General features: G+C 69.2%; 21 protein-coding genes. 7 read left to right on the forward strand and 14 right to left on the reverse strand.

The window, feature by feature from the left end:
• The first annotated feature begins 8 nt into the window (after window positions 1-8).
• The 4 genes from ACWCOV_RS17480 (at window position 9) to ACWCOV_RS17495 (ending at window position 5031) form a co-directional block, all read left to right on the forward strand.
• The gene (locus ACWCOV_RS17480) at window positions 9-1763 is read left to right on the forward strand and encodes an ABC transporter substrate-binding protein (RefSeq protein ID WP_449830292.1); all 1755 of its coding nucleotides are present in this window, start codon (window positions 9-11) and stop codon (window positions 1761-1763) included.
• A gap of 98 nt (window positions 1764-1861) precedes the next feature.
• Entirely contained in the window at window positions 1862-2854 is a 993-nt protein-coding gene (locus ACWCOV_RS17485) for an ABC transporter permease (protein ID WP_449830293.1), read from the forward strand.
• Complete coding sequence (locus ACWCOV_RS17490) at window positions 2851-3951, forward strand: ABC transporter ATP-binding protein (RefSeq protein WP_449830294.1); 1101 nt, start codon at window positions 2851-2853, stop codon at window positions 3949-3951. The genes ACWCOV_RS17485 and ACWCOV_RS17490 overlap by 4 nt, the downstream gene beginning before the upstream one ends.
• An 18-nt stretch (window positions 3952-3969) precedes the next feature.
• Window positions 3970-5031, forward strand: coding sequence for an ABC transporter ATP-binding protein (locus ACWCOV_RS17495; RefSeq protein WP_449830295.1), 1062 nt, complete (start codon window positions 3970-3972; stop codon window positions 5029-5031).
• 103 nt (window positions 5032-5134) lie between these two features.
• Here ACWCOV_RS17495 and ACWCOV_RS17500 read toward each other — a convergent pair whose 3' ends face one another.
• From ACWCOV_RS17500 to ACWCOV_RS17565, 14 genes are all read right to left on the reverse strand, one after another.
• Window positions 5135-6349, reverse strand: a complete 1215-nt coding sequence (locus ACWCOV_RS17500) for a low temperature requirement protein A (RefSeq protein ID WP_449830296.1) — start codon at window positions 6347-6349, stop codon at window positions 5135-5137.
• 87 nt (window positions 6350-6436) lie between these two features.
• On the reverse strand, window positions 6437-7747 hold the full coding sequence (locus ACWCOV_RS17505) for a sugar ABC transporter permease (RefSeq protein ID WP_449830297.1): 1311 nt from the start codon (window positions 7745-7747) through the stop codon (window positions 6437-6439).
• Window positions 7744-8559 carry an ATP-binding cassette domain-containing protein gene (locus ACWCOV_RS17510; RefSeq protein ID WP_449830298.1) on the reverse strand — a complete coding sequence of 272 codons (816 nt, stop codon included), beginning with the start codon at window positions 8557-8559 and terminating at the stop codon, window positions 7744-7746. Before ACWCOV_RS17510 ends, ACWCOV_RS17505 begins: the two co-directional genes overlap by 4 nt.
• 95 nt (window positions 8560-8654) lie before the next feature.
• Window positions 8655-9725, reverse strand: a complete 1071-nt coding sequence (locus ACWCOV_RS17515) for a substrate-binding domain-containing protein (protein ID WP_449830299.1) — start codon at window positions 9723-9725, stop codon at window positions 8655-8657.
• A gap of 316 nt (window positions 9726-10041) precedes the next feature.
• Window positions 10042-11223: an ROK family transcriptional regulator gene (locus ACWCOV_RS17520; RefSeq protein WP_449830300.1), complete on the reverse strand. Its 1182-nt coding sequence runs from the start codon at window positions 11221-11223 to the stop codon at window positions 10042-10044.
• A 168-nt stretch (window positions 11224-11391) separates the two neighbouring features.
• Window positions 11392-12297: an adenosylcobinamide-GDP ribazoletransferase gene (gene cobS, locus ACWCOV_RS17525; protein WP_449830301.1), complete on the reverse strand. Its 906-nt coding sequence runs from the start codon at window positions 12295-12297 to the stop codon at window positions 11392-11394.
• Window positions 12294-12824 (reverse strand): bifunctional adenosylcobinamide kinase/adenosylcobinamide-phosphate guanylyltransferase, encoded by a 531-nt coding sequence (locus tag ACWCOV_RS17530; protein WP_449830302.1) that lies wholly within the window; start codon window positions 12822-12824, stop codon window positions 12294-12296. Before ACWCOV_RS17530 ends, cobS begins: the two co-directional genes overlap by 4 nt.
• Window positions 12817-13626, reverse strand: coding sequence for an ECF transporter S component (locus ACWCOV_RS17535; protein WP_449830303.1), 810 nt, complete (start codon window positions 13624-13626; stop codon window positions 12817-12819). The genes ACWCOV_RS17530 and ACWCOV_RS17535 overlap by 8 nt, the downstream gene beginning before the upstream one ends.
• On the reverse strand, window positions 13623-15233 hold the full coding sequence (locus tag ACWCOV_RS17540; protein WP_449830304.1) for an ABC transporter ATP-binding protein: 1611 nt from the start codon (window positions 15231-15233) through the stop codon (window positions 13623-13625). Before ACWCOV_RS17540 ends, ACWCOV_RS17535 begins: the two co-directional genes overlap by 4 nt.
• Window positions 15230-16327 (reverse strand): CbiQ family ECF transporter T component, encoded by a 1098-nt coding sequence (locus ACWCOV_RS17545; protein WP_449830305.1) that lies wholly within the window; start codon window positions 16325-16327, stop codon window positions 15230-15232. Before ACWCOV_RS17545 ends, ACWCOV_RS17540 begins: the two co-directional genes overlap by 4 nt.
• A complete protein-coding gene (locus ACWCOV_RS17550; RefSeq protein ID WP_449830306.1) occupies window positions 16328-17050 on the reverse strand; it encodes an SCO2322 family protein in 723 nt (240 codons plus the stop codon).
• Between the two features lie 270 nt (window positions 17051-17320).
• The gene (locus ACWCOV_RS17555; protein WP_132207079.1) at window positions 17321-17530 is read right to left on the reverse strand and encodes a hypothetical protein; all 210 of its coding nucleotides are present in this window, start codon (window positions 17528-17530) and stop codon (window positions 17321-17323) included.
• Window positions 17527-18537: an aldo/keto reductase family protein gene (locus ACWCOV_RS17560; RefSeq protein WP_449830307.1), complete on the reverse strand. Its 1011-nt coding sequence runs from the start codon at window positions 18535-18537 to the stop codon at window positions 17527-17529. The genes ACWCOV_RS17555 and ACWCOV_RS17560 overlap by 4 nt, the downstream gene beginning before the upstream one ends.
• Before the next feature lie 43 nt (window positions 18538-18580).
• Entirely contained in the window at window positions 18581-19168 is a 588-nt protein-coding gene (locus ACWCOV_RS17565; protein ID WP_449830308.1) for a DUF3043 domain-containing protein, read from the reverse strand.
• Window positions 19169-19337: 169 nt separating this feature from the next.
• Between ACWCOV_RS17565 and ACWCOV_RS17570 the strand changes: the two genes are divergently transcribed.
• The 3 genes from ACWCOV_RS17570 to ACWCOV_RS17580 all read left to right on the forward strand — a co-directional run bounded on the left by ACWCOV_RS17570 (window position 19338) and on the right by ACWCOV_RS17580 (window position 22223).
• On the forward strand, window positions 19338-20153 hold the full coding sequence (locus ACWCOV_RS17570; RefSeq protein WP_449830309.1) for a PspA/IM30 family protein: 816 nt from the start codon (window positions 19338-19340) through the stop codon (window positions 20151-20153).
• Complete coding sequence (gene pspAA, locus ACWCOV_RS17575) at window positions 20150-20425, forward strand: PspA-associated protein PspAA (RefSeq protein WP_396359684.1); 276 nt, start codon at window positions 20150-20152, stop codon at window positions 20423-20425. Before ACWCOV_RS17570 ends, pspAA begins: the two co-directional genes overlap by 4 nt.
• Window positions 20426-20693: 268 nt before the next feature.
• The gene (locus ACWCOV_RS17580; protein WP_449830310.1) at window positions 20694-22223 is read left to right on the forward strand and encodes a sugar transferase; all 1530 of its coding nucleotides are present in this window, start codon (window positions 20694-20696) and stop codon (window positions 22221-22223) included.
• Window positions 22224-22339: the final 116 nt, after the last annotated feature.

Here is a 22339-nt window from a genome sequence, read left to right on the forward strand (position 1 = left end):
CACGACAAATGCAGTGGAAACGGATCACCGCCGTTGTGGCGACGGTCATGCTGGCCGCGGTGGCGTGCGGCAGCCCGTCGTCGAACAACAACAGTGACGCCAACACGGGCGACGCGGGAACGGCCCAGGAGAAGGCCACCGACGCGACGGCCAAGGGCCCGGCGAAGGAGCTCGAGGGCGCGAAGAAGGGCGGCACCATCACCGTCCTGTCCGACGTCACCCCGGACACGCTGGACCCGACGAACATCTACTTCACCGACGGGAACCAGATCGGCAAGCTGATGTACCGCGCGCTGACGCAGTACAAGCTCGACGAGAAGACCCAGAAGCCGACCCTGGTCCCGGACCTGGCCGAGGACCTCGGCACCAAGTCCGCCGACGGCCTGACCTGGACGTTCAAGCTCAAGCAGGGCATCAAGTACATGGACGGCACGCCGGTGAAGGCGGCCGACTACGCGTACGCGATCAAGCGCTCCTTCGCGCACGACCTGTACGACGCCGGACCGACGTACCAGAACGAGTACTTCAAGGACGGCAAGACCTACAAGGGCCCGTACGCCAGCGGCGACAACTACGCCGGGGTCGAGACGCCGGACGACAACACGCTGATCATCCACCTGGCGAAGAAGTTCGACGACCTGCCGTTCTACGCCGCCTTCCCGATGTTCACGCCGATCCCGAAGGCGAAGGACACCAAGAAGAGCTACGACCTGAAGCCGATGGCCACCGGTCCGTACATGGTCGACCTGTACAACCCGGGCACCGAGCTGAAGCTCAAGAAGAACCCGCACTGGGACCCGAACACCGACCCGGTGCGCTACCAGTACCCGGACGCCTGGGACTTCAAGTTCGGCCAGGACACCCTGAAGGTGCAGCGCCAGGTGCTGGCCAGCTCCGGTCCGGACGCGAACGCGATGAACTACTCCGACCTGGACGCCAGCCTCATCCCGGAGCTGAAGGACAAGAGCCAGATCGTGACCGGCGCGCAGCCGTGCACCCAGGTCTGGGGCCTCGACACCCGGAAGATCCCGATGGACGTCCGGCAGCTGATCGCCAAGGCCTACCCGTTCGACACCTACCGCAAGGTCGCCGGCCTGAGCCCGGAGAGCGCGATTCCGGCCTCGACGATCCTGCCCCCGGCCGTTCCCGGCCACGAGAAGTACGAGCTGCCGGGCCTGACCGGCAAGGGCAAGGGCGCGGAGGACCCGGCGGTCGCCGAGGAGATCAAGGCCAAGCTGAAGGAGCTCGGCAAGGAGAACTTCGAGCTCAGCTGGTACTACTCCAACGACGACAAGATCGCCACCCAGGTCAACCAGCTGCGGACCCAGGTCTACACCGCGGCCGGCTTCAAGGTGAACGCGATCGGTGTCCCGAAGGCCAAGATCCGGACGATGCGCAACGACCCGGCCGCGCCGGTGAACATCGGCCAGGGCCCGTCGGGCTGGTGCTCGGACTGGCCGTCCGGCGGTAGCTGGTTCCCGGTGCTGTTCCGTTCCGACGCCGTCGAGCTGAGCAACAGCATCGGCATGATCCAGGACAAGTCCCTGGACGCCGAGATCGACCGCGTCAACGGCCTGGCTCCGGACCAGCAGCTCAAGGAGTGGCCGAAGATCGACAAGATGATCATGGAGAAGTACCTGCCGCTGATCCCGCTGTACTACGCGGCCAGCTACTACCCGATCGGCAAGAACCTCGGTCACGTCGTCAACGACCCGACCCAGGGCCTGCCGGAGTTCACCTCGATGTACCTGAAGCAGCCCTGATCCGGACTGCCGTAGTACCTGCAGTCTGATCATCTGATGGAGGGGTGGCGACCGGGCCTCGGTCCGGTCACCACCCCGATCGGTGAGGAGAAACCCTCGTGCTCTACTTCGTGGCGCGCCGGCTGGTGAGCGCGCTCAGCGTCGTGCTGGTCACGCTGATCGCGACCTTCACGCTGTTCTTCGTCGCCCCGACCGACCCGGCCGCGGCGATCTGTGGTGATCGCAACTGCACCCAGGAGCGATACAACGAAATCAAGGAAAACCTGCACCTCGACCGGCCCAAGGTGCAGCAGTTCGCCGAGTACACGGTGGGCATCGTCGCCGGGCGGACCTTCGAGACGGCCGGCGTGAAGCAGGAATGCAACGTGCCCTGCCTGGGCTTCTCCTTCAAGAACGACCGGCCGGTCACGCAGATGCTGAAGGACCGGCTGCCGGTCACGGTCTCGCTGGTGCTCGGGTACGCGGTGATGGTCCTGACCATTGGTGTCTTCGTGGGCTCGATGGCTGCGAAGAGACGTGGCACCCTCGGCGACCGCGCGCTGATGAGCAGCACCCTCATCCTGAGCTCGGTGCCGTACTACATCGTCGCCCTGATGGTCTCGCTGTACCTGACGATCCTGTACCCGATCCTGCCGCGCGGCGGCTACACGCCGTTCAGCGACAACCCGGGCGCCTGGTTCGCCGGCCTGCTCACCCCCTGGCTGGTGCTTGGCGTCTACAACTGCACGCAGTACGCGCGCTACTCCCGCGGCTCGATGGTCGAGGCGCTCAGCGAGGACTACATCCGGACCGCCCGGGCCAAGGGCCTGTCGGACCGGCAGGTGACCTACAAGCACGCGCTGCGCTCCGGGATGATCCCGGTCATCACGATCTTCGGCCTGGACATCGCCGGCAGCCTGGCCGGCGCGATCTTCACCGAGCGGATCTTCGACCTGCCGGGTCTGGGCAACCTCGTGCTGGAGAGCCTGAACAACTACGACCTGCCGGTGATCATGGGCACCGTCCTGGTCGCCTCGGTCATCCTCGTCGCGATGAACTTCCTCGTCGACGTCGGCTACAGCCTGATCGACCCACGAGTGAGGCTGACATGAGCATGAATGATGAGCTGAAGCGGCCGTCGGTCGTCACCCGCGAACGCCGTCAGGGCGCGATCAACCCGAGCGGCGAGACGCCGTACCTGGTGGTCGAGGACCTGACCGTGAGGTTCCCGACCGCCGACGGTGTGGTCAGCGCGGTGAACGGGCTGAGCTACTCGGTCCCGCTCGGCCGCACGCTGGCGATCGTCGGTGAGTCCGGCTCCGGCAAGTCGGTGTCGAGCATGGCCGTGATGGGCCTGCACGACCGCCGGCGGACCCAGATCACCGGCTCGATCACGCTCGGCGGCGACGAGATCGTCGGCCTGCCGGAGAGCGACCTGATGAAGGTCCGCGGCGACGCCGTCGCGATGGTCTTCCAGGACCCGCAGTCCTCGCTGCACCCGCTGTACCCGGTCGGCAACCAGATCGTCGAGGCCTACCGGGTGCACCACAAGGTCAGCAAGGAGGTCGCGAAGAAGCGCGCGATCGAGATGCTCGACCTGGTCGGCATCCCGAACCCGCAGCGCCGGTTCTCGCAGTACCCGCACGAGTTCTCCGGCGGTATGCGGCAGCGCGCGATGATCGCGATGGGCCTGGTCAACGACCCGAAGCTGGTGATCGCCGACGAGCCGACCACCGCGCTCGACGTGACCGTGCAGGCGCAGATCCTGGACCTGCTGAACAACCTGCAGAAGGAGTTCGGCTCCGCGATCGTGCTGATCACCCACGACCTGGGCGTGGTCGCCGAGATGGCCGACGACGTGCTGGTGATGTACGCCGGCCGCTGCGTCGAGTACGGCACCGCCGAGGATGTGCTGGCCCGGCCGCGGATGCCTTACACCTGGGGTCTGCTGGAGTCGATCCCGACCGTGTCGGCCGCGAACGAGCGGCTGCGCCCCATCAAGGGTCTGCCGCCGAGCCTGCTGAACCTGCCCATCGGCTGCTCGTTCAGCCCGCGCTGTCCCTACAAGGACCGGGTCAAGGGCGAGCGCTGCACCACCGACCTGCCCGAGCTGCTGCCGGTCGACGGCGCCGGTGCCCACACGTCCCGTTGTCATCTGCACGACAAGGCCTCGATCTACGAGGCCGAGGTCGCGCCGAGACTGGGCTGAGCGGGGCTGAGGAGAGAGATGAGCGACAACGTGCGTACGGTCGACGCCGTACCGGCGGCCGCGGGAGCACCGCTGCTGCAGGTCCGCGACCTGAAGATGCATTTCCCGATCAAGGAGGCGGCCGGGCTGGGCCGGACCAGGAAGCTGGTCCAGGCCGTGGACGGCGTCAGCTTCGACCTGAAGGCCGGCGAGAGCCTCGGCCTGGTCGGCGAGTCCGGCTGCGGCAAGTCGACCACCGGCCGGATGATCACCCGGCTGCTGACCCCGACGTCGGGGCAGATCAGGTTCAAGGGCACCGACATCGCGCAGCTGAAGGAGCGGGACCTGCGCCCGTTCCGCCGCCAGCTGCAGATCGTCTTCCAGGACCCGTACAGCTCGCTGAACCCGCGGCAGACGGTCAGCAACATCATCAGCACGCCGCTACGGGTGCACAACCTGGTCAAGCGCGGCAAGGAGCTCGACCGGGTCCAGGAGCTGCTGGAGCGGGTCGGCCTGAACCCCGAGCACCACAACCGGTACCCGAACGAGTTCTCCGGCGGCCAGCGGCAGCGGATCGGCATCGCCCGGGCGCTCGCGGTGGAGCCGGAGGTGATCATCGCCGACGAGCCGGTGTCCGCGCTGGACGTGTCCATCCAGGCCCAGGTTATGAACCTGCTGGAGGACCTGCGCCGCGACCTCGGCATCGCGTTCGTGTTCATCGCCCACGACCTCGGCGTGGTCCGGCACTTCTGTGACCAGGTCGCGGTGATGTACCTGGGCAAGATCGTCGAGCAGGGCCCGCGGGAGCAGATCTACGGCGCTCCGCAGCACCCGTACACGCAGGCGCTGCTGTCCGCCGCGCCCGACCTGGGCACCATCCGCGGTGTCCCGCCGAAGGAGCGGATCCGGCTGGTCGGCGACGTGCCCTCGCCGATCGACCCGCCGAGCGGCTGCCGGTTCCGGACCCGCTGCTGGAAGGCCGAGGACATCTGCGCGACCCACGAGCCGCCGCTCGAGGCCAAGCCGCAGTCCCCGGCCGGTCACTCCGCCGCCTGCCACTTCGCCGAGCCCAAGGTCGACCTGACCGCCGCCACAGCCTGAGGTGTTGAAGAAGGCCCCGCACGCTGAACTGCTCCCCGGAAGTTGGACTGAGAAATTCAGTTCCGACTTCTGGGGAGTGTTCGCGCCGCGGAGCCTTCTCCTGTTAGGTGTGCTGCTCGCCGTGCTTCAGTTCGTCTCGCTCCTGGGCGAACCGGATCGACTCGAAGGTGACCAACCCCGCCAATAAGACAGTCAGCACGCCGAGTTGCCCGAGCGCCGGGACCTTCGTGATCAGGGGTACGGCGACCAGCGCGAGCGCCGCCGTGACGAGCCGGGACATGCTCAGCCGGTGCATCGTCCGCCACTTGAAGCCGACGTGTCCCAGGAGATAGAAGATGACGCCGGCGAACAGCGCCCAGAGCCCGATGCCCTTCAGCGGGTCGGCGACGTCGTGATGCTCGGTGTCACCGACGTACTCGAGCACCTTCTTCAGGCCGAGCGCGAGCAGGATGATCCCGGCCACCATCGGGAAGTGCAGGAAGGTGTACGCGTCCCGGGCGAGGGCGGTCCGGGTGTCCTCCGGCTCGGACGCCAGCGCGTGCTCGCCGTACAGGACGGTCGCGTCGAAGTAGATCCACCACAGCGCGGACGACACCATCAGACCGAGCACGGAGGCGATCAGGATCGGCCAGGAGATCGGCAGGTCGGTGACGCCGACACCGATCGCGACGATCGACTCGCCGAGCGCGATGATCACGATCAGCCCGTGCCGCTCCGCGAAGTGCGACGCGGAGTGGAAGCGCCAGCCGTGCGCGTCGATGAGGTAGGTGCCGCCGTAGTCGACGGCCAGTGCGGCGGCCCACAGCAACGTCTGCGTCCGGCCGTCGTACTGCGAAGCGACCACGAGCAACGCGCTGGCGCCGAGCATCGACAGCGAGAAGCGGAGAAGGGTACGGCGTAGCTGCCGGTCGCCCTCGGCGATCAGCCAGAAGAGCACCAGATGGAGCGTGCGGAAGATGAAGTAGGCGCCGGCGATGACCACCGGGCCGGGCAGGCCACCCGGAAGGTCGTCGAACGCCTCCGGGATGGCCAGCGCGATCAGGAACAGAGCAGCCATCGAGGCGAGCATCACGCCCCGGACTGCGCCCTCGTCGGCCTTGACCAGGTTGCACAGCCAGGAGAAGCCGATCCAGCTCCACCACAGCAGCCCGGTCAGCAGGACACCGCGCAGTACGCCGTGCCAGGTGAGGTCGTGGGCCATCAGCGCGGTGATCTGGGTCAGCGCGAACACGAACACCAGGTCGAAGAACAGCTCCAGCGTCGTGACGGTGTGGCCCTCGCTGGTTTGCTCCGCCCTGATGGGTCTTCTGGACTTCATGCGGCACATCCTGCCACCAGAGCAGGCTGCCGGAATGGAAACGGCGGGCTCCCTCCTGGTCAGGGTCAGGGGAGAGCCCGCCGTGCTCTAGGCGCGCCCGTGCGCTTGCCGGCTGCGGCGGCTGAGGGAGTCGATGGTGACGGCGATCAGCAGGACACCGGCGGTCACCATGTAGCGGACGCTGGAGTCGAGGCTGAGCAGCGCGAGGCCGTTCGAGATCGACATGATCACCAGGGCGCCGAGAAGCGCGGAGTACGCCGAACCACGGCCGCCGAACAGGCTGGTGCCGCCGATCACCGCGGCCGCGATCGCGTTCAGGTTGGTGTCCGCGCCACCGCTGCTCTGGTTCACCGCGACCAGCCGGGCGGCCGCCAGCAGACCCCCGACCGCGGCGAAGGTGGAGCAGGCCGCGAACACCGACAGGTAGATCATCCGGACGTTGATACCGGCCCGCCGGGCGGCTTCCACGTTGCCGCCGACGGCAACCACCGAGCGGCCCCAGCGGGTCCGCCGGATGGCGAAGTCGGTGGCCACCACCAGGCCGAGGAAGAGCAGGAACATCGACGACACCCCGCGGTCGCCGTTCAGGATGACGACGGGGATCAGCAGTACGACGGCGAGCGCACCGGCCTTGATCGCGATGATCGAGTTCGGCGCCGCCGACAACCCGGCCGCGACGCGGGCGCGTCTGCCGCGCAGCCTGGTCAGCACGTACACCGCGACGACCACCGCGACCAGCCCGTAGGCCAGCGCGGGGGAGAGGAAGCTGCGGGTGGCGAACCCGACGAGCGCGGAGCCGAAGGGCAGGTTCAGCGAGCCCTCCTTGCCGAGCACCAGCAGCTGCAGGCCGAGGAAACCGAGCAGACCGGCCAGCGTGATCACGAAGCTCGGCACGCCGAACCGGGTGTACAGCGCGCCGTAGAACAAGCCGATCGCCAGCCCGAGCGCGACCCCGAGCAGCAGCGACAGCACCAGCGGCCAGCCCTGGTTCACGAACGTGACCCCCAGTACGGCGGCCGACAGCCCGCTGACCGAACCGACCGAGAGGTCGATCTCGCCCAGCAGCAGGACCAGGACGATGCCGATGGCAATCACTCCGACCGAGGTGGTCTGCAGGGTGAGGTTGACCAGGTTGCGGCTGGACAGGAACGAGCTGTTCGCGATCTGGAAGACCGCCCAGATGATGATCAGGCCGACCACCACCGGGACCGAGCCGAGGTCGCCGGACCGCAGCCGCGCGGTGAACGCCGAGACGGCGCCGCTGATGCCGTGGCTGGCGATCAGCCGCTCGTCCTGCAGGTCGGCCGGCAGCTCCGCGCTGCCTCCCGCGCCGTTCCCGTTCCCGTTGCTCGGGCGTGGGGCGTCCTGCGGCCGGATCTCGGATCCGTGCAGCGTCATGATGCGGTCCCCTCCTCACGGGTCCGGCGCGCTGCGCGCTCGGAGACCGCGTTGTCCGTGGCGCCGGTGATGGCGGCGATGATGTCCTGGGTCTTGGTCTCGCTGACCACGAAGACGCCGTTGTTCCGGCCGAGCCGCAGTACGGCGACCCGGTCCGCGACCGCCATCACGTCGGCCATGTTGTGGCTGATCAGGATCACGGCCAGCCCGCGCTCGCGGAGCCGCTCGACCAGGTTGAGGACCTCGGCGGTCTGAGCCACGCCGAGAGCCGCGGTCGGCTCGTCCAGCATCACCACCTTGGGCTGGCCGAGCAGCGAGCGGGCGATCGCGACGGTCTGCCGCTGACCGCCGGACAGGCTGGCCACCGGGATCCGGACCGACGGGATCTTCGCTGACAGCTGCCGGAGCAGCTCCCACGACGAGCGCTCCATCTCGACCTCGTCGAGCACCTTGCCCGTACGCAGCTCCCGGCCGAGGTACAGGTTCGCGACCACATCGAGGTTGTCGCACAGGGCCAGGTCCTGGAAGACCGTGGCGATCCCGAGCTGCTGCGCCTCGGCCGGACTGCCGACCCGCACCTCCCGGCCGTCGAACACCATCGTGCCGTCGTCGGCGGTGTAGACGCCGGCGATCGTCTTCACCAGCGTCGACTTGCCGGCGCCGTTGTCGCCGACCAGTGCCAGGACCTCACCGGCCCGGACGTCCAGCTCGATGTTCTTCAAGGCCTGGACCGCGCCGAAGCGCTTGGAGATGCCCCGCAGGGACAGCACCGTGCTGGTGCCGACCGGGGCCGGTGTGGGGGTGACAGTCACTCGATCAGCCTCCTGGGGCTTTGTCTTCAGGCCATGATCGCGGCGATCCGGCGGCCGGGACACCCTTTCCGGTTCCGGAACGGGTGTCCCGGGGGTCAGCTGAGGCCGGCGGCGGTGCAGGCGGCGGCGAACGACGCGGTGCAGATGTCGGTCACCTTGTAGATGTTGTCCTTCACCACGGTGTCCTTGATGTTGGCCTTGGTGACGGCGACCGGGTCGAGGATCGTCGACGGCACGCCGTTCTTGTCGGTGGTCGATTCCGGCTTGCCGCCGTTCGCCAGCGCCACCGCGCCCTTGGCGGCGGCCTCGGCCTGCGGCTTCACGGCCTTGTAGATGGTCATCGCCTGGTCGCCGGCGACGATCCGCTGGATCGCGGCGAGCTCGGAGTCCTGGCCGGTGACCGGCGGCAGCGGGGTCACGCCGCCACCCTTGAGCGCTGCGATCGCGCCACCCGCCGTACCGTCGTTGGCGGCGTACACACCGACCAGGCCGTTCTTGATCGCGCTGAGCTGGCCTTCCATCCAGGCCTGCGCCTTGTCCGGGCTCCAGTCCGGGGTGTCGAACTCGGCGGCGACCTTGAACCCGCTGGTGTCGAGCACGCTGTGCGCGCCCTTCTTGAAGTCGGCCGCGTTCGGGTCGGTCGGCGAGCCGTTGATCATGGCCAGGTTGCCGGAGGTCTTGCCGGCCGCCTTCAGGGCGTCGACCAGGGTCTGCGCCTGGAGCTTGCCGACCGCCTCGTTCTCGAAGGAGACGTAGTAGTCGGCGTTCTCGATGAACCGGTCGTAGGCGATCACCGGGACGTTCTGGCCCTTCGCGGAGGCGACCACCGCGGCGGCGGCCTTGCCGTCGACAGGGTCGAGCACCAGCACGTTCGCGCCCTGGGTCAGCGCGGCCTCGGCCTGCTGTTGCTGCTTGGCCGCGTCCTGGTCGGCGTTGCTGTAGATCAGCTCGCAGTCGGCGCAGGCCGCCTTGAGCGCCTCGGTGAACAGCGGCCGGTCCAGCGCCTCGTAGCGGGTGGTCTTCGACTCGGGCAGCAGCAGCGCGATCTTCTTGGCCTCGCCGGAGCCTCCGGCGGCGGGTTCGTCCGACCCACAGGCCACCAAGGACAGGGCGAGGGCCGAGACGGTCAGGCCGAGCCCGACGAGACGGGATGGAGAGACGAACATGTGGCGGCTCCTTGACGTGATGGCCCGAGTAGGCCTGACCGAAGTCAAGCTGCGCTGGGCCTTGGCGTCAAGACTTGAATTCAAGAAATAGACATATTGGCGTTACAAACGTGATCGGTCGGGGGCACCGCGCCTCCGCCGCGCTGCGGTGCCAGGCGGGCGTCCTGGTCCCGGAAGCCCAGAACCGGAGGAGCACCGGGACGGAGCCCGACGGGCGGCATCCCGCATGCAGTCGGCCAGGGGCGGCGCCCCGCACACCCCGCCCGGGCGCCGGCGTGCCGTGCCGCGTGTGGTGGCGCGTAGCGCCGAGGTGGGGTCAGGCGAAGGTTTTGGTGGCTTGGGTGTGGCTTAGGACTGAGGCGAGGTGGATGGCGCCTTGGATGTCGGCTTCGTCGCCGAGTTCGGCGCGGCGGAGTTCGACGGTGGCGGCGGCGCTGGGGATGGCGCAGCGGTCCAGGGCCTCGCGGAGTGGGTCGAGGATCAGGTTTCCGGCTTCGGCCATCAGGCCGCCGACCACGATCACCTCGGGGTTCAGCAGGTTCACCAGGCCGGCCACGGCGACGCCGACCCGGCGGCCGGCGTCCTCGATCACCCGGCGGCAGCCGAGGTCGTCCTGCAGCGCCCGGGAGACGATGTCCTTCAGCCGGAGCGGGCCGTGCGACGCGGCCAGGCTGTTGATCAGCGCCCGCGACCCGACGAACGTGTCCAGGCAGCCGCGGTTCCCGCACCGGCAGATCGGCCCGTTCTCGTCGATGGTGAGGTGCCCGATCTCGCCCGCCGTACCGGCCGAGCCCCGGAACACCTCGCCGGCCAGCACGATCCCGGCGCCGACGCCGTACGAGAACTTCAGGTAGCAGCCGTGCCGGACGCCGCGAAGCGCGCCGTTGCGGAGCTCGCCGAGCGCGGCCAGGTTGGCGGTGTTGTCGAGCGCGACCGGCGCGCGCAGGTGGCCGGCCATCGCCTCGGCGACGTTGACGCCGCGCCAGCCCGGCAGTACGGCGTCGGAGCCGGCTTCACCGCTGACCGAGTCGACCGGCGCCGGCAGCCCGAACCCGATCGCGGCGATGTCCTCGACGCCCGAGCTGACCGTCTCGGCCAGGTCGGCGAGCAGCCGGGCGGCGCGCTCCATCCCGTCGTCGGCGACGTGGTCGGCCTGCAGCGGCATCAGCTGCTGGGCGAGGATCTCGCGGGACTCGTTGGCGATCGCGACCCGGACGTCCCGCTCGCCGAACGCCACCCCGGCGAGCAGCCCGCCGCCGGACGCTAGGGACACGAGTACGGCGCGGCGGCCGTTGCGGATGCTGCGGGACAGGCCGACCATGCCGGCCTGGTCGAGCTCGCGGACCATGTTCGACACGGTGGCGGCGGACAGGCCGGAGGCGGCGGCGATCTCGACCTGGGTCAGGGGGCCGTGCTGCCGGACGACTCCCAGAACGCGCTCGCGGTTGGCTTCGCGCAGCGAAGCCTGCGACCCAGGCGCCGGGCGGGTTGCGTTCATTACATAAACATAACGGATCGCGAGGCCTTCGTTGCCAACTGCCGCTGAACAACCCTCAACATCGCCATCCGACCTCGCCAATCACTGCCTTGCATCTACGTCCCCGGTGACAGTAATGCACGGAGGTCGCGCGGGGGCGCGGGCACGCCAGACGTGCTCACCGGTGCGTCAGACGGTGAGCGCCAGGGTGAGGAGAGTGACTGGTACAGCCAGTTCGACGGCGGCGCCGAGAACGTCGCCGGTGACACCGCCGAGGGCCGACCGTGCCCGCCGGGTGACGAGCAGGCTGACCACTACAGCCAGCAGTACGGCGCCCGCACTCCCTGCCAGTCGCGCGGCATCAAGCCAAGCGAGAGCGAGGGCGCCGGCCAGTACGGCGATGGTCGTGAGGACAGCCGCGATCGGGCGGACGGTCGCGGCGACCATTGCGCCGAGACCGCCGGGGCGGGCTGACGGGACCGTCGTACGGCAGGTCCAGGGGAGCGTCAGGCGGCTCGCGGTGATGGCGATGAGTACGGCCTGCCAGCCGAAGCCGGACTGGATGCACGCCGTCAGAGCCGCGACGTCGAGCAGCAGCACCGCGACAATCGCGACCACCCCGAACGGCCCGATGTCGCTCTGCTTCATGATCCGAAGCATCGTCTCGCGATCCCGCCGGCTCCCCAGTGCGTCCGCAAAGTCCGCTAGCCCGTCGAGATGCAACGCCCCGGACACCACCACAACCACCAGCACCCCGAGCACACCCGCCAGGAGCTCCGCATCCGGCCGCAACAGCTGAGCCGTTGCTACAACACCCGCTGAGATCCCGCCGATCAGCACCCCGACAGCAGGCGCCAGCACCATCGCCCGTCCACCCACCACCCGATCCACCCGCGACGGCATCCGAGCCGGCAACACCGTCAACGTCCCCACCGCCAACCAGCCGCCGTCCACCCACCCACCCCGCCCGCTGTTGTCCAGGCCAGGCCCGGTCCCGCCGGAGCGGTTGGCCGGGGCTGGGCCGGTTCCGCCGGAGCCGTGGTCCGGGGTTGGGCGGTTGCCGGGCTGGCTGTCTTCTGGCGGGGATGTGGTCATGTGAGGGGGAGGGTTCGGCCGGCCACGGTCCACAGGACTGTGGTGGAGTTGAGGGAGATGGTGGTGTTGAGGCGGCCCATCAGGTCGCGGAAGAGGCGGGTGCCTGGGTCGGCGGGGACCACGCCGGAGCCCACGTCGTTGCTGACGGCAACCACCGTCCGGCCGGTGCCCGACCAGGCTTCGGCAAGGGACTCGATGGCCTGGTCGACCAGCCCGGCGCGGCTCAGGTCGGACCAGATGTCCAGGGCGTCCATCGTGCGCGACAGCCACAACGTCAGGCAGTCGATCAGCAGCGGCGGCCCGGGGGAGGCGAGCAGCGGGACCAGGTCGATCGTCTCGGCCAGCCCCCACGACGCCGGCCGGCGGGCGCGGTGCTCGGCGATCCGCTCGGCCCACTCCGGGTCCGACGAGCCGTCTCCGCCGGTGGCGACGTACAGGACCTCCGGCTCGCCACCCAGCAGCCGCTCCGCGGCGATCGACTTGCCGGACCGGGCGCCGCCCAGGATCAACGTGCGCTGCTCAGCCATCAGACCTCCTCGACTCGAACACCACGGGTACGTCGAAGGCCGCCTTCCGCGCCGTACGACGGAAAGCCGCCAGCACCGGCCGCCCCAGCAGCAGCACCATCGCCGCGGACAGCACCCCACGCGGGATGTCCCACCCGAGCGACGTCGCCACCACGAACAGGAGGTACCGCTGCATGTTCTCCGTCAGCGCGTCGCCCGGGATGAACGAGAAGTCGCTGCCGAACGTCGCGTACGGCCAGAACCACAGGTTCATCACCACGCCGTACAGCACCCCCGACACCAGCGCGTACGCCGCCAGCACGAGCAACTCGAGCCGGCCAGCCACCCGCGGTAGCAGCCCGGCCAGGCACCCCACCCACGCGCAGGCGAACATCTGGAACGGCATCCACGGCCCGACCCCGCCGCTGATCATCGCGCCACCCAGCAACGACACGGCCCCCAGCACGAACCCGAACCCGGCCCCGAACGCCCGGCCGGCCAGCACCAGCAGGAAGAACCCAGGCTCCAGCCCGGCCGTACCCGGACCGAGTGCCCGCAGCGCAGCCCCGACAGCCGCGAGCATGCCCAGCAGCGAGATGACCTTGGCGTCGATCCCCGACTCGGACAGCTCAGCCAGTACGACGGCCACCAGCAACGGCAGCAGCAACACGAACAGCCACGGCGCATCGGTGGTGTGCCCGATCGCGGACTCACCCGCCTGATCCGTCACGTACAACAGCGGCCAACCAAAGGCCAGCAGTCCGATCAGGGACGCAACCAGGATCGCAGCAGTGCTGCGCGGCTTCAGCCGGACAAGCTTCACGACGCGCGTTCCAGTGCTGTGGCGACCTCACCGACGGTCAGGAACGGCAACGGTGCCAGGATCTTCGCCACCTGCGGTGCGAACGCCGGCGACCCCGCGATCACCGTCGCGGTTTCCCCGTCACTCACCAGCTCACCCTCAGCCAGGACGAGCACCCGGGTAGCCACCTCAGCCACCATCTCCACGTCATGCGTGGACAGCACGACGGCATGCCCTGCAGCAGCCAGCTCCCGCAGGATCTCCACCAACCGCCGCTTGGCCCCGTAGTCCAGCCCGCGCGTCGGCTCGTCCAACAGCAACAGCGGAGGAGCACCACACAGTACGACGGCCAGCGCAAGGCACAGCCGTTGTCCCTCGGACAGATCCCGCGGATGCATCGCCACGTCGACGTCCGGAGCCAGCCGCTTCAGCAGCGCCCGGCAGCTACCCGCCGGCACCCCGAAGTCCTCGTCGGCACTTGCGCACTCGTCAGCCACCGTCGCCGCGTACAACAGGTCAGCCGGCTCCTGCGGCACCAGCCCAACCGCCTTCACCAGCTGAGAAGGCTTTGTACGACGCGGGTCCGCGCCAGCCGCAACAGCCGTCCCCGACCGCGGCGCCACGATCCCGACCAGCGCGTTCAGCAGCGTCGACTTGCCGGCGCCGTTACGGCCCATCAGTGCGACGACCTCACCGGCCTTGATGCTCAGCGACACCCCACGCAACGCTGTGACGGTGCCGTATCCGGCCACGAGATCCTTGCAGCGCGCCAACTCGACGCCAGGATGCGCAGCCGACCGCTGCGGAACAGCCGAGTCCAGCCGGCTGCGCAACGAGACCGCAGCCCGCCGCGCATCCCGCACCGACAGCGGAAGCGGAGACCAGCCCGCAAGCCGCCCCAGCTCCACTACAGGCGGCGCGACCGGTGCATTGACCATTCGCTCGGCCGGAAGACCAGTAGCCACAGCAGCCGAGCCACCCGGCACCTCGATCACCCGGTCGGCGTACTGAATCACCCGCTCGAGCCGGTGCTCAGCCATCACCACAGTGACGCCCAGGTCGTGCACGAGCCGCTGCAACGCAGCCAGCACTTCCTCGGCCGCCTGCGGGTCCAGCGCCGACGTCGGCTCGTCCAGGACAAGCACAGCAGGGTGAGACGTGAGTGCAGCCCCGATTGCGGTCCGCTGCCGCTGGCCGCCCGACAGAGAGGTCAACGCCCGATCCCGTACGTCGGCCAGCCCGAGCAGATCCAGCGTCTCCTCGACGCGGCGTCGCATCACGTCCGGAGCCACCCCGAGGGACTCCATGCTGTAGGCGAGCTCGTCCTCGACCGTGTCGGTGACGAACCCGGCCATCGGGTCCTGGCCGACCATCCCGACCACGTCGGCCAGGTCACGCGGCCGGTACTCGCTGGTGTTCCGGCCGTTGACGACCACCCGGCCGGACAGCGTGCCGCCGGTGAAGTGCGGCACCAGGCCGTTGATTGCCCGCAGCAACGTGGACTTGCCGGAGCCGGTCCGCCCGATCACCAGGGCCAGCTCACCCTCCGGCACCATGAAGCTCACATCCTGCAGCGCAGGGGCGTCGGCGCCGTCGTACGTCATCGTCACCCGGTCGAACTCGATCATGCGGTCACCAGCTCACGTCGGGGCGCCAGGGGTGGTGCGACTACCGCGGGAGCCAACCCGAGCAGGATCCCGATCACCGGCAGCGTCGGCACCGGAGGCACCACCAGCGGACCGGCCAGCACCAGCCCTTCGACGCCCCGAGCCGCGGCCGCGATCATCGTCCCGGCGGCCAGAGCGCCGGACGTCACCACCAGCCACTCCGGCAGAGCCCATGGGTCCGGCCGATAGCGCGTACGCGTCACCCGCTGCCGGCCGACCGCCATTGCACCCACCGCCAGCAGCAGTCCGACCAGCAACGCGCCGGCCGCGAACGGGAACGCCATGGAGTCGGTCAGCAACGCATAGACACCGAGCAGGATGCCCAGCAATCCCAGCAGCACGCACAGCCCGGTGATCCGGCGCTGACGTCGCGGCACGTGCGCCGTACGGCCGTAGCCGCGGGAGTCCATCGCGGCGGCGAGTTCCACCGAGCGGTCCAACGCGCCTTCCAGCACGGGCATGGCCGTCGTACGGAAAGAGCCCTTGGTGCGGCCGCGCAGCCGGCGGGCGGCGCGGATCCGGCGGGCGTCGGTGACCAGCTGCGGTGCGAAGGTCAGTGCGACCACACACGCCACACCCATCTCGTAAAGGGCCCCAGGCAACGACTTGAGCAGCCTCCGTGGACTGGCGAGCGCGTTGGCCGCGCCGATGCAGCACAGCATGACGGCGAGCTGGCCACCGTCGTACAGCGCGGTCAGCAAGGCCTCGAGAGTGACCTCGCCGCCGAGCTTCACCCCGTTCGCCCAGTCCGGCAACGGGATCTGGGGCAGCGTGAACAGGACCGTGTTGCCCTGCGAGCGCGTCGACAGCAACGCCTGCAGCACCACGCGGACGCCGATGACCACCAGGCCGAGCTTGAGGAACGCGGCGTAGCTGTGGGCCCAGGGAGCGTCGCTCCGCCGGGCCGACACCACGAAGCCGGTCACCACGAGGATCAGCACCAGCAGGACCGGGTTGCGCGTCCTGCTGGCAGCCACCGCCATGCCCAGCGCCCACAACCACCAGGCCCCCGGGTGCAGAGCCCGGGGGAGCGTCAGGTGATCGACAGTACGCACCTAGCTCTGCTGACTCGCACGCCGACGGCTGAGCGCCAGGCCGCCACCAGCCAGTACGACGACCACCACCGCGGCGATGATGATGCCGGTCCACGGCGCGCCACCGGAGTCCGAGGAGCTCGCCGCGGGAGACGCGGTCGGCGAGGGCGCGGCGCTGGACCCGACCGCGGCGCCGATCTGCAGCGTGACCGGGTCGTCGGTGGCCGGGACCTGGATGTTCTTCACCTGCTCACCACAGCCCGCGGACGGGTATCCATCGATCCCGCAGGTCAGGCCCTTCTCGATGCGGACGGGAGCGACGGCCGCCAGGATCTTCGCGCCGGTCGCCTGCACGTCCGTGACCACGCAGGTGCCGGTGGCGGGTCCCGGAGTCTGACCGCTCAGGGCGTCGGCCGGCGTACCCGGGTCGACCACCAGAGCCACCCGCTTCTTGCCGGACTCCGCCGGGGTGCTGCCGCAGATCGCCTCGAAGTCACCGGCTGCGCGCGGCACCCGCGGCTTGGCGCCACCGAGGGCGTACCGCCAGCCCTCAACGGCTCCATCGGCCGGTACGACGCCGTCGGCGCCCTTCTGCGCGAAGGCCCACTGGCCGCCGCTCCACTGGTAGTAGCCCCAGAACCGGTAGCCGTCCTCGGCCTGCGCGGTGGTGGCGACGGTCCCCGCCAGCAGGAGACCCGCCAGCAGGCTGAGGACCAGTCGTACGGTCCGGCGATATGCAGTCATCTCATGTCCTCGATCGGGCCGTGCCCGGTGGAGGAAGTCCCGCCTGCGTCGGCAGGGTGGGGCTCCACCCGCGGACCACGGCGGGTAGTTGAGCCTGTCTGCCTGCGTCACAGTGTTCCGGCTCGCCACCAGGAGGTGGCCTACGGTTGCGGGTCAGCGCCGGACTTCGACCGGCTTCCCTGCGGCACAGGAGTGGTTCAGCCGCAGCTTAACAAGCAGGAACCCGCACGACGCCGCGCAGGAGGTCGTACGGGTTCCGGCAGTTGCTGTTTACTCCGGGGCGGCGAGGCTCATGGGGCCGTAGACCTCGCGGCCGTCCTCGAGCAGGAAGACCTGGCCGACACCGTGCTCGGCCAGATCGCGCCAGCTCTCGCCGAGCCAGCTCTCCGCGTCGCCCTGGGCGGAGAACTCGGCCCCGCCGACCTCACCCGGGTCGACGACGGCGCCGGAAGCGGTCTCGAACCGCCAGCTCCAGCTCATGAGCCCGGCCGGGTCTGCGGCGCGTTCTGCTCGGTCTTGGCCGGGTCGCGCTCGACGATGCTGCCGAGCACCTCGTCGATCTGCTTCAGCACGCCTTCCTCGAGCCGGACGCCGGAGGCCTTCACGTTCTCGACGACCTGCTCGGGCCGGGAGGCGCCGATGATCGCCGAGGAGACGTTCGGGTTCTGCAGCACCCAGGCGATGGCCAGCTGGGACAGCGACAGGCCGGCCGACTCCGCCACCGGCTTGAGCTCCTGCACCCGGGTGAGCACGTCGTCGTTGAGGAACCGCCTGATCATGTTCGCGCCGTTGGCGTCGGTGGCCCGGGAGCCTTCCGGCGGCTGCCGGCCGGGCAGGTACTTGCCGGTCAGCACACCCTGCGCGATCGGCGAGAACACCACCTGGCCGATGCCGAGCTCCTCCGAGGCCGGCACCACCTCGGCCTCGATCACCCGCCAGAGCATGCTGTACTGCGGCTGGTTGGAGACGAACGGGATGCGCAGCTCACGCGCCAGCCGGTGGCCCTCCTGCAGCTGCTCCGCGGTCCACTCCGACACCCCGATGTAGAGCGCCTTGCCGGACCGGACGACGTCGGCGAAGGCCTCCATCGTCTCCTCCAGCGGCGTCTCGGAGTCGTACCGGTGCGCCTGGTAGAGGTCGACGTAGTCGGTCTTGAGCCGCTTCAGCGACGCGTTGATCGACTCGTGGATGTGCTTGCGGGACAGGCCGACGTCGTTCGGTCCGCCCGGGCCGGTCGGCCAGTAGACCTTGGTGAAGATCTCCAGCGACTCGCGCCGCTCACCCTCCAGGGCCTCGCCGAGCACCGACTCGGCCTTGGTGTTGGCGTAGACGTCGGCCGTGTCGAACGTGGTGATGCCGGCGTCCAGCGCCGCCCGCACACACGCCTTGGCCTGATCGTTCTCCACCTGGGAACCGTGCGTCAGCCAGTTCCCGTACGAGATCTCACTGACCTTCAAACCACTGTTGCCGAGATAGCGGAAGTCCATACCCCGACCCTACTGCCCGTGCCGGCGGCGTACCCGCCCAGTCTCAGCTCGGCTTCTCGCCGCGCTTCACCATCGGCTTGGGCAGCCGCCAGCGACGCATCTGCATGGTCCGCCGGACCGCGTAGAAGCCGACGCCCTTGGCCGACTCGTTCGGAAACTTCACCCCGACCGCCTTCTTCAGGCCGGCGGTGAGCAGGAACCAGTCCGCCGCGATCAGCAGGATCATCGCCAGGAAGAGCAGGTTGACCGTCCCGGCCAGCCACGGGAAGGCCGGCGAGAAGACCACGCCGAGCAGCGACACCACCAGCAGGATCGGCAGCGCGAACTCCATCACCGAGTAGCGGGCGTCCACGTAGTCCCTGGCGAACCGCCGGACCGGGCCCTTGTCGGAGGCCGGCAGGTACCGGTCGTCACCGGTCTGCATCGCCGACTGCATCTTGGCGCGCTCGGTCCGCATCTTCTCCCGGCGGATCGCCGCGGCCTCCTTGCGGTTGCGCGGCTTCTTGAACGACGCCTTCCGGGCCGCCTCGGCCTCCCGGCGGCTCGGGGTGGGGCGTCCCTTACCGCCCGGCTTGCCCTGGGGCTCGGCGGGTACGGTGGTATCTGTCTCAGACTTGGTACGACGGAACACGGGGTCTGAACCTCATTCGGCAGGGCAGGTCGCGACTCGGGGGAGTCCCCGGAGCTGACCACCACTTTATCCGGGCCGGTCCTGATGGTGTGGTGACCCGTGGAGACATAGGGTGGTTGACACGCACGCCGGGTCGACTGTCGCCGGCACAGAAGGGGTACGGATATCGATGAGCATCTTCAAGAGGATGTCGACGATCTTCAAGGCCAAGGCGAACACCGCCTTGGACAAGGCCGAGGATCCTCGCGAAACCCTTGACTACTCGTATCAGAAGCAGCTGGAGCTGCTGCAGAAGGTGCGGCGGGGTGTGGCCGACGTGGCCACCAGCCGTAAGCGGGTGGAGCTGCAGGCGTCTCAGCTGCAGTCCCAGTCGGCCAAGCTGCAGGAGCAGGCGCAGAAGGCGCTCTCGATGGGCCGTGAGGACCTGGCCCGGGAGGCTCTGACCCGCAAGTCGGGCCTGCAGGGCCAGATCGACGACCTGCAGACCCAGCACGCCCAGTTGCAGGGTGAGGAGGAGAAGCTGACGCTCGCCTCCCAGCGGCTGCAGGCCAAGGTCGAGTCGTTCCGGACCCGCAAGGAGACCATCAAGGCCACCTACACCGCGGCCGAGGCGCAGACCCGGATCAACGAGGCGTTCTCCGGCATCTCCGAGGAGATGAGCGACGTCGGCCTCGCGGTCCAGCGGGCCGAGGACAAGACCCAGCAGATGCAGGCCCGGGCCGGCGCGATCGACGAGCTGCTCGCCTCCGGCGCGCTCGACGACGCCACCGGCACCAGCAAGGACAGCATCACCCTGGAGCTGGAGCGGATGTCGTCCAACTCCGACGTCGAGAACGAGCTGGCCGCGATGAAGGCCCAGATCTCCGGGGGCAGCGCCCCCAAGGAACTGTCCGGTGACGCCACACCGGGAACCGCCCAGGCACAGCAGCCCACGCAGCAGCCGGCCGCCGAGCCGGTGCGACCTCAGGACGGAGACGCCCGATGATCGTTCGGATCATGAGTGAGGGCCAGTGGCGACTGGCCGACGAGAAGCTGGACGAGCTCAACAAGGTGGACGGCGAGCTCGAGAAGGCTGTCTCGGCCGGCGACGAGGAGGCCTTCAAGGTCGCCTTCGCCGCCCTGCTCGACTTCGTCCGGGCCGGCGACAAGCTGCCGGACGACGAACTGCACGACTCCGACGCGATCCTGCCGCCGAGCGACAGCTCGCTGGCCGAGATGCGCGAGCTGATCAGCGGCGACGGCCTGATCGCCGGCTGACCGGCCACCCCGATCGGCGCCCCGACCCGGCGGCCGATCACCCGAAGTAGTCGAAACGAGACCCCTGGGACCCGCAAATGGGCCCCAGGGGTCTTTTGTTGCCTTCGTGATTGCGCGCGGGTAAACACTCGCGATTGCTACTGTGCGGCACCGCTCTGACGTAGTACTCTCTGGATCACGCCGTTGTGGGGGCGGCGTTTCATCGAAGTTCGTGACGGGGTGTGGGTTGGTCACGTGCTTCGGATTCACCTGTGGGGGGTGACTGTGCGTGACTGAATTTGTCATGTCCGAGGAAGGGTTGGCCGATACGGCTGCCCTTCGGCCTGCGCCGTCGGGGGAACGACGCCGGCCGGTCTGGGTCGTACCGGACGAGGTCCCGGCGATCGTGCCGCGATCTGCCCGGCTCACCGAGGCGCGCTGGGTGTCGAAGTACCGGTGGGCTGCGCTCGCCGGGGACCTCGCCGCCGCGCTGATCGGTGGGTCGCTGGCCCTCGTCGCCCGGTTCGGCGGCCAGATCAACCTCGGCTACTTCATACTCGGCGCCGTGCTGCCGATCGCCTGGCTGGCGTGCGTGGCGCTCGAGCGCGGATACGAGACCCGGTACTTCGGCACCGGTCCGGAGGAGTTCCGCTCGATCATCCGGGCCGCGGTGGCGCTGACGGCGCTGGTGGCGATCACGTCGTACGCCATCAAGCTCGAGGTCGCCCGTGGTTTCGTCGTGCTGGCGGTCCCGATGACCTGCTTCGCGGCGATGTTCCTGCGCTGGCTGCTGCACCGCGCCATCTCCCGGCGCCGGTTCGAGGGTCGGTGCATGCGCCACGTGCTCGTTGTCGGACGCAACGACCAGGTGACCACGCTGCGGCGGCACCTGGAGGAGCGGCCGGCCGACGGGTACGTCGTGGTGGCCAGCTGCCTGCCACGCGGTGACGCGTTCGACGAGGCCGAGCCCGAGCAGCTGGGCCGGACCGAGATGGACATCCTGGCCGCGGTCGACCAGTTCGAGGTCGACGTGGTCGCGGTGGCCGCCGACCCGGAGCTGGCCGGGCACTCGCTGCGCAAGCTGTCCTGGGCGCTCGAGCAGCGCGGGGTCGACCTGATCGTCTCGCCCGGCATCGTCGAGGTCGCCGGCCCGCGGATCTCGATCCGCCCGGTCGCCGGCCTGTCGCTGCTGCACCTGGAGCGGCCGTCGGTGAGCGGCGGGCCGCACCTGCTGAAGAGCATCTTCGACCGGATCGTCGGCGGCCTGCTGCTGATCGGCGTACTGCCGATCCTGCTGGTCACCGCGTTCCTGGTGAAGATCACCAGCCGCGGCCCGGTGCTGTTCAAGCAGACCCGGGTCGGCCACGCCGGCGAGCGGTTCCAGATGCTCAAGTTCCGCACCATGGTGGCCGACGCCGAGGACCGCAAGGCAGAGCTGCAGAAGCTGAACGAGGGCAACGGGGTGCTGTTCAAGCTCCGTGACGACCCGCGCGTGACGAGGGTCGGCAAGTACCTGCGCCGGTTCTCGATCGACGAACTGCCGCAACTGGTGAACGTGCTCCGGGGGGACATGTCGCTGGTCGGGCCACGGCCGCCGCTACCGGCCGAGGTGGCGCGGTACGCCATGGAGGACGAGCGGCGGATGCTCGTGAAGCCCGGACTGACCGGCCTGTGGCAGGTCAGCGGGCGCAGCGACCTGACGTGGGAGGAGTCCATGCGGCTCGACCTGCGGTACGCCGACAACTGGTCGATCGCGCTGGACCTGCTCATCTTGTGGAAGACCGCCCGCGCCGTCCTCGGACGCGACGGCGCCTACTGAAACCGCCCCCGGCCATCTGCCGGCCGGGCGGCATCACAAGCACCACATCTCTGCGTACGACAGCGGTGCATTCCCGAGGGGGGAATCCAATGTTGCAGCAACTCAGTGCTCCATCA

This window comes from Kribbella sp. NPDC002412, from assembly GCF_053592935.1.